Source organism: Commensalibacter communis (assembly GCF_947179015.1).
GTDB classification, from domain to species: domain Bacteria; phylum Pseudomonadota; class Alphaproteobacteria; order Acetobacterales; family Acetobacteraceae; genus Commensalibacter; species Commensalibacter communis.
Genome location: NZ_CAMXCM010000011.1, coordinates 23,967 through 31,986 on the forward strand (window position 1 = coordinate 23,967; position 8,020 = coordinate 31,986).

General features: G+C 34.7%; 7 protein-coding genes. All 7 read left to right on the forward strand.

Features of this window, described 5'->3' with window-relative positions; translation table 11 throughout:
• Nucleotides 1-132 precede the first annotated feature (132 nt).
• Nucleotides 133-753: a hypothetical protein gene (locus PQG54_RS11410; RefSeq protein WP_271790653.1), complete on the forward strand. Its 621-nt coding sequence runs from the start codon at nt 133-135 to the stop codon at nt 751-753.
• Entirely contained in the window at nt 750-1,103 is a 354-nt protein-coding gene (locus PQG54_RS11415) for a hypothetical protein (RefSeq protein ID WP_271790652.1), read from the forward strand. The genes PQG54_RS11410 and PQG54_RS11415 overlap by 4 nt, the downstream gene beginning before the upstream one ends.
• Nucleotides 1,093-2,505 carry a baseplate J/gp47 family protein gene (locus tag PQG54_RS11420; RefSeq protein WP_271790651.1) on the forward strand — a complete coding sequence of 471 codons (1,413 nt, stop codon included), beginning with the start codon at nt 1,093-1,095 and terminating at the stop codon, nt 2,503-2,505. The genes PQG54_RS11415 and PQG54_RS11420 overlap by 11 nt, the downstream gene beginning before the upstream one ends.
• Nucleotides 2,495-3,124 (forward strand): hypothetical protein, encoded by a 630-nt coding sequence (locus PQG54_RS11425; protein ID WP_271790650.1) that lies wholly within the window; start codon nt 2,495-2,497, stop codon nt 3,122-3,124. Before PQG54_RS11420 ends, PQG54_RS11425 begins: the two co-directional genes overlap by 11 nt.
• Nucleotides 3,124-5,046, forward strand: a complete 1,923-nt coding sequence (locus PQG54_RS11430) for a hypothetical protein (protein ID WP_271790649.1) — start codon at nt 3,124-3,126, stop codon at nt 5,044-5,046. Before PQG54_RS11425 ends, PQG54_RS11430 begins: the two co-directional genes overlap by 1 nt.
• Nucleotides 5,046-5,942 carry a glycine-rich domain-containing protein gene (locus PQG54_RS11435; protein WP_271790648.1) on the forward strand — a complete coding sequence of 299 codons (897 nt, stop codon included), beginning with the start codon at nt 5,046-5,048 and terminating at the stop codon, nt 5,940-5,942. Before PQG54_RS11430 ends, PQG54_RS11435 begins: the two co-directional genes overlap by 1 nt.
• Before the next feature lie 29 nt (nt 5,943-5,971).
• A partial coding sequence (locus PQG54_RS11440) for a phage fiber-tail adaptor protein (protein ID WP_456304930.1) occupies nt 5,972-8,020 on the forward strand: 2,049 nt, incomplete at its 3' end.

Here is an 8,020-nt window from a genome sequence, read left to right on the forward strand (position 1 = left end):
CTATTTGTTTTATTTTATTAAAATTATTTAACGAATAAATTGAGGCAAAATTTGCTCAAAATTGCAGCAATATAATGATACTATACAATCACACAAGCCACCTATGCGGTGGTTTTTTTATTGGAGAAAATCATGTATGAAAATCCATTAAAAGCGCCACTATTTAAATCTCTTATTGATATTGCGCAAAACACTGTCAATAGCGATAATGATTTGCAAGGGAAAATATGGCCTGCAACAATTGAAACTTATGATGGGTTTATGGCGATTGTTAATATCGAAATTTCCTCGGTTAATAATTACCCTCAAATAGAAGTGCCTGTTTTAAGATCTGAATATATAAGGTTACCTATTCAAAAAGGATGTAGGGGCTTTTTAATCCCCTTAGCTGTGAATATAGATCACATCATAGGGATGGGACTGACCGCACCAACGGATACAGCGGGTTTTAATTTGGGTAATATGGCTTTTCTACCCATTGCCAGCCAGTTAGATCCAAAAACTGATAAAGATATTTTGGTTATTTACGGCGAGGATCAAGGTGTAAAAATCCAGTCTAAGGATGGAAAGACTTTTGTTTATATCAAAAAAAATTCTATCGAGATTGACGGGGATGTTACCCTTAAAAAGAATATTACTATTAATGGGGATGTGGATATTAAAGGCACCCTGACAGTTGGTAATATCGAATTCAAATCTCACCAACATGAGAATGGCAATCAAGGTCAGCCAACAGGCGGGGTGATTGGATGAGGATTTATCATAAAGTTAAAAATGAAGACACAGGAAAAGAAGAATGGTTGGTTCTTACCAGTGACGATGATGTTTATGTTTACTGGTTGATACAAGTTTTAAGATTAGTATTAGGGGAAAGTCCGTTTTATTCTACTTATGGCATTCCTGCTGTTGAGACGATAGCAACCAATATTTATCCTGATTACTATGTTGCTTTAGTAAGAGACCAATTCTCTCCTTACTTTGCATCTTTGACTATTACGCGTGTTACTCAAGAGCGTGACCCAACTTATAATGTCAATATTCTTACTAATAACGGTAGACAAATCAACCAAATAATTCAAGGCACAACAAATAATGGCCAATAATTTAGTTATTACGCAAGACGGAGTGCTACCAACTCCTCCTCAAACAATTCGGGATCAAATTCAATCTGAAATTGAAAATGCGGTTCCTGATTATACCGCGTCTTTACCAGGAACATTAATTGAAGATTTACTTAGCACTTGTTGTGGATGTGCAGTTTTTATTGAGCAAGCAAAAGTAGATTTAATTAATTCCATCTCTCCATCAACAGCAAATGAAGCATTATTGGATCAGTTGGGTGTTGTATATGGTATCATACGGAAATCGGGATCAAGTGGTAGTGCTTATGTAGTTTTTACGGGGACGGCTGGTTTTATTGTACCACGCGGTTTTATTATTTCGGATGGAATACATCGTTTTATTGTGCAGAATGACACGGTCATTAATCAACAAGGCACATCAGGGCAAGTATATGTATTAGCACAAGATACGTCTGTTTTTGATATTCCAGCAAATACTATCACTAAAATTGAATCATCTGTTCGTAATGATATAGAATTAACGGTTACTAACCCACAAATTGGCATTATTGGTTTAAAAGCTGAATCTTATGCAGATTATAGAGCCAGAATTATGGACGCTGGTATTGTAACATCAACTGCAACCCCTACAATGATACGCACAAAATTACTTGCTATTCCAAATGTTCAACAAAGATTATTATCAATTGTTGCAAATGGAGATGGCTATTCTGTTGTATGCGGTGGCGGTGATCCTTATGATGTGGCGAATGCTATTTTTCAATCGATCCCAACGACTGGAATTTTGAAACCATCTGTTATTGATGTGTCAAGGTTTGACAAAGGTAATCCAACAGTTATGTACACTAATTTAATTCATGGATTAAAAGATGGAGACTTGGTAACATTCTCAGGACTGGGGTTTAATGATCTTCAGAATAAACAATTCAAAGCAAAAATTTTAACAGCAAATAGCTTCTCAATCCCAGTAGATACGACGAATTTTGCTGATTATTCAGGTGGTTTGATCTTAAATCAAAACATCAGAAACCGTTCAATTATTTTACGCGATGGCGTAGATAGTTATACAATCCCTTTTGTTGTTCCTTTACAGCAACAAGTTGAAGTTCAGTTAATTTGGAATACGGATATTGAAAGTAGCCTTTATGTTGGTGCTATTTCCAACACAACTATACCGTTAATTGTTCAGTATATAAACAGAATAAGTATTGGGGATCCAATTAACTTATATGAAGTTGAAAAGATATTTCTCGAAGGGGTTAATCAAGTTGTTAATCAAAATTTAATTACCAATATTGATATTTTGATCTTTATTGATGGGGCTCAGCAGGAGCCATTACCCCGAGAAAATATAATCCGTGGTGATCCCCAGTCATATTTTTATACCACTGAAGAAAAAATAGTGGTGACAGATGGAAAATAACAACCAAGAAGTCGTCGCACTCTATACGCATAATTTACAAGCTTATTTGTATTGGCAGTGGGAGGGTGATGAATATATTAAAGCTTTTTTCGATAGTTATAATAAACTTGCAAATCAACAAGTAGATGATTTCAATAGTTTAAATTTACCTAATTATTTTACTAAGACGGGATTATGGCTCGATTACGTTGCTAAAAACATTTATGGCATGGATAGAAAACAAGTTCTTTATGCTAATAATCTTATTCGAAGTGGATTAAACACTGTTGATCCAAATGACATCGATCCCAATGCTGCAAAAGTCATTAAAATTTCCAAAGCACATACCATGACTGATGAGGAATTTAAAAAAATCATTCAATGGAATTTTTATAAAGCAGACGGTTTTATTTTTACTATACCTTATTTAAAAAGAAGAATAATTCGTTTTCTAAATATATGCCCTAATAATGAGATAGATATAAATGATGTTTCTATTACTTCCAAAGATAGAATTTTTTATATTAAAGTTTTAAATAATCTAGCGAACTCGCCTTTTATGCAGCTTTTACAAGATGCCATTATTAATAAGTTAATTAACCTTCCTTTTATGTATGATTTGGTTTTGGAGATTGAATAATGGATAAATTCTTATTCGGAAATAATTTAAATACGCTGTTAAGTACTAATATTGACGAAAATGCAACTGTCATTACGGTTTCAACAGGTGCAGGTGCTTCTTTCCCAAATCCAAATAAAGAAAACAAAGAATGTTTTGTTATTACTCTAGCTAGGTACGATAATGATGACAATACTGAAATATGCTTTGTTACTGCAAAAGATGGAGATAAGTTTACCGTTTTAAGGGGACAAGAAGGGACTATTCCCCAAAAATGGAATCAAGGAACTAAAATTTCAAATCGCATTACAGCAGAACCTTTGAATCAAATTAAAGATAAAGCGAATCAATCCGATGTCGATGAGGCTATTGGTAGAATTGATTTTAAACCATATTATAAAAAGACTGGCGATAGCTTAACTGGTGCGATGTATACTAATGGTAATTATTTTTGGGCTGGAGGTAACAAGACATATTGGATAGGTCAAGATAATAGTTGGTATATTAAAAATGCTCAACATGTTACACTAATTTCTTTTGAAAATGGTGGTATCACTCTTAATGGTCCATATTCGGCTTTTATAGGAAACAAACTTCAAGCAAATACAATTACTAACAATGGTGCTGGTAAGGTAACTTTTGATACAGAGGTTTATTTTTCACAGCCGTTTGTTGCTCAAAATTCATTTAGGTTAAATTATAACAATCTTCAGTTAATATCTAATGTCGGTCGACCTGATACAGGAAACTATAGGAATACAAATTCTATAGTATGGCAATTTGGTGAGGATACCAGTATGCAGGGAATTGCATATTTTCAAGAACATGTAGGTATTTCAAATAACTTAATATTTTATGTATCTGGTGGTAGTAATAACTATAATTATGTTTTTGATAATTTTGGTAAATTGGGTTGTAAAAATCTTGCCATAGAGCAAACTATTCAAACTAATAATCTTGTTACCAATAACTTTACCATCCAAGATAATACCCTAACGATTCAAACCAATAACATAACACCTAATGGTAATGGTTTTATACATGGAAATGGAATTTATTTTAACTTACTCAAAAGAGGGGTGAATGGCTCTATTTATTTACAAGAACACCCAGGAATTGAGACCTCGTTAGTTTTTCAAACTTCAGGCGGTGGTGTAACCAGAAGTATGGAGCTTAATACTGATGGGAAACTGATTGTTGATAGGTTACAGACAAATATCATAACTAACAATAATGGTGATAAAGTTACTTTTGATACCTCTGTTTATTTTCCACAATCAGTAGTTACAGCTAATAGTGTTCAAGTTAAAAATAACGATATATTATTATCTTCGGATTCTGGATCGGTTGATACAGGAAAATATAGAAATACAAGCAGCCTTAAATTCCAGTTTAATAATGGCGATAATATGAACGCAGCTTTGTATTTCCAAGAACACGCTGGAACTTCGAATAATTTGATATTGTATGTTTCTGGTGGTGGAAATTATTATAATTACGTGTTTGATAATTTTGGCAATCTGTATGCCAAAAACTTTCATGGAATAGCGTTACAAGCCAAATATGCGGATCTTGCGGAATATTATATTGCTGATCAAAAATATGATCCTGGAACGATTGTAAAGATCGGAGGAATAAACGAGATAACAACCGCCTCAAAGGGCGGTTTTTTTATGGGTATTATCTCTACAAAACCTGGGATCGAAATTAATGAAAGTATTAAAGATCATCCGCTTGCGCTTCCTGTGGCATTGGCTGGTCGGGTTCCCGTCAAAGTTGTTGGCGTTATTTCAAAAGGAGACCCTATCACATTATCAGGTATTAATGGGATCGCAACAAAGTCAAAAAATATGGAAGATGTCATTGGATTTGCTTTGGAGAGTAGTGATGATCCTTTGATAAAGCTAGTTGAGTGCAGTGTTAAATCGATAGGGAGATGTTGATGGCTTTTGGGTATTTGAATAACTCGTTACTCTTAGGTGGATTAATGCAGGCTGCTGATTATAATGAAGTCATTAGATTTTATAGTAATATTTCGGCTTTCCATTACCAGAATTATAAAAAAGTTGGTGATTTAATTACTGCAAGTGATTGGCAAGACCTATCTAATCATATCCAAGCATTAAGGAATCAAAATTATACTATTCCTTGGGTTCCAACAGGTTTCGTTAAAGATGGATTAATAAGAGCATCAAGCTGGTCAAACGCTATTTACAGAGAAATATCAAACCCAGGAGATTATATTTTTCAAGCTCCTAATGAAGCGCACGGCATACAATTGGAATGGTTGATGGCTGGTGGAGGTTCTGGAGGAGGTGGTGATGAAACTGGCTATGGTGCCAGTGGTGGTGGTGGTGGCTCTGGTGGTTATCAGCAGAATGTTAGCTTTCCTTTATTTGGTGGTGAAACAATCACGATTCATATTGGTGGTGGTGGCGCGCCTACTCCTAAATATGAAATGCAAGGAGGAAGTGGTGCCGATAGTTATATGCTCATAAATAATGAAGAGAAACTACGCGTCACTGGTGGCGTAGGAGGGCAAAATGCGCTTGCAATGAACTATTCTGGAACCAATCCGATAGGCGGCTCAGGTGGCTCACCAAATGGTGTATCAGGAGGAGATGGGGCGAAAGCCAACAACAACGATAGAATGGGGGGAGCTGGTGCGAATACACCATTGGGAACAGGTGGACAACCAACATGGGCGGATATTGGGGAAAATGCTATAGGATATGGTGCAGGAGGCGGTGGGGGATGCACTAGAGATCGGCAACAGCCAGGATATTGGATCGGTGGGAGTGGTGCAAGTGGATATGCGCTGTTTACTTTAACAAATTAACAAATCAAAATTATTTATAAGGTTTTAAAATGGTATATATTCCACAAAAAGAATTGAATTGTGGTTCAAGCTCAGATGATAATGCGTCTACTGATGATACTGCTGCAAATGATAACACTGTCGTTACGCAAGAAAATAGAAATCCTTTAGTATTGCCGTCAGGATGTTTATCCTCGACGGTTTTAAAATTAAGCTGCAAAGGTATTCAAGCAAAGAAATACTATTCATTTGATCTAAGTAATCGAATGATTTCTGGGGATACGATTAATAAAGTCGAAGTTTATCCAAATGATGACACCGTAACAGGAACGCAAGCAACTTATGATAAGCAGAGTTTTAAAGTTTTACTTGCTGGTGGTGAAAGTATTACCAATGTTGGTATTTTATTTATTATTACTACATTATCAGGAGAAGTATTAAAGTTTACTTGTGTTTTGCCTATCAGACCAGAGGGAGTTTTACAAGTTGGCTTAGGTGCGAATTATGTGATGGGCGGACAAGGGCCGTCAGGAAAAGGGGCTTTAAATTTAGATATTGGCACAGTGGATACATTGCTACCAGGTCAAAATGCAACGGCTGATATTATTCATGATGAAGATGGTAAGGGTACGATTAATTTAGGCATTCCGCAAGGAGCAGCAGGGGCTAATGGTAAAGATGGCACAAATGGCCAAGACGGGAAAAGTTATATCAATGACGGAACCGTCGACTTAAATATCAAATCTTTACAATTAGGCGATATTCAAACAATCGACATATCTGATGTTCCTGATGGAAGGATATTCATAGATAGAAAAAATAATCAACTTGTAATTAAGCAAAATAACCAATGGGTACCATTAAATAACATGAGCAACTTTGAACTTGAAACAACTTATAAAAACAATACAGGAACATTCCCTATTAATTTTGCACCAGTCAAATTGGTTGGAAGTGCAGGTGCTGTATCAGGGGCAACAGGGCTAACAGCGGGTTATTTGTCACCTGATACCACAAAAGGATTGCCAACTCCAACGACGATGTTAATTCGTGTAGATTTCAAAATCAGTTCAACAGATACAACAGACAGCGATTATTATATTTTAGGGTATGAAGGAAGCTTCAACATCCGTATTAATCCAGGCAAAAAGACAGTATCGTTTTATAATGCACAAACAAAATCTTATAGTATTGATTATAGTAAACTAACTATTAACCTTCATGATGATAAATTCCATACAGCCTATTTTATCTTAAATAATGGTTACAAAGGATACACATGTTTTGCAATTGATGGTGTGTATTTTAATAGAGAACTTCCAACGGGGAACTTATATCTTACAAATTTAAGGGTAAGAGGAAATAAAAATAATACTGTTACTGCGAATGCTTTAACAATTAAAAACTTGGGCATTTCAAGTAAATTACCATCTTTATTAAATAATCAAATGGTTCCAACAGATTTTACAGAATTCGAAGGATATTACACTTTAATAAATAACGCCTTAGAAAATAAGCAATTAGAACAAGGTATTTTATTAAAACCATATAGTAATTTAGATTCATTGAATACGATCATTCCTATATATATGAATGATAGTTCAAACAATATGGCTGCATTCGATGAAGATGGTTTATGCAAAGGCACTGGATTAATGACCACTGCTTTAGCTTTAGATACTTTTACTTTTGAATGTTATTTCAAATATAACTCTATCTATGATAATACTGCGACTTCCTCACGCAGATCAATTATAGGTAAGTTTGGTCTGTTTAGTATCGGTATTGCAGCGAATAGCAACTCCAAATTTACGTATAAAGATTATGCATCAGATACAGAAACAACTTTGATTGATGATATTCAAAAAGACAGATGGCATACACTGGCAATTTCTTGTAAGAACAACATAGCTAGTATTTTTGTGGATGGAGTTAAAAAAGGTAATGTAGCGTTTAATTTCTCTTGGAATTATATATTTTTTAGAGGGCTAGGATATAAAGATTATGTTCCTTTAGAAAATACGATAGTAATTAAAAATATTTCTATGATTGTCGGTCAAGCAAAATATTATAATGATTATGATTTATCCTTAACGCCT

Bases quoted from the DNA above. Each gene is read 5' to 3' on its own strand.
- PQG54_RS11410 (WP_271790653.1), top strand. From the start codon at position 133: ATGTATGAAAATCCATTAAAAGCGCCACTATTTAAATCTCTTATTGAT.
- PQG54_RS11415 (WP_271790652.1), top strand. From the start codon at position 750: ATGAGGATTTATCATAAAGTTAAAAATGAAGACACAGGAAAAGAAGAA.
- PQG54_RS11420 (WP_271790651.1), top strand. From the start codon at position 1,093: ATGGCCAATAATTTAGTTATTACGCAAGACGGAGTGCTACCAACTCCT.
- PQG54_RS11425 (WP_271790650.1), top strand. From the start codon at position 2,495: ATGGAAAATAACAACCAAGAAGTCGTCGCACTCTATACGCATAATTTA.
- PQG54_RS11430 (WP_271790649.1), top strand. From the start codon at position 3,124: ATGGATAAATTCTTATTCGGAAATAATTTAAATACGCTGTTAAGTACT.
- PQG54_RS11435 (WP_271790648.1), top strand. From the start codon at position 5,046: ATGGCTTTTGGGTATTTGAATAACTCGTTACTCTTAGGTGGATTAATG.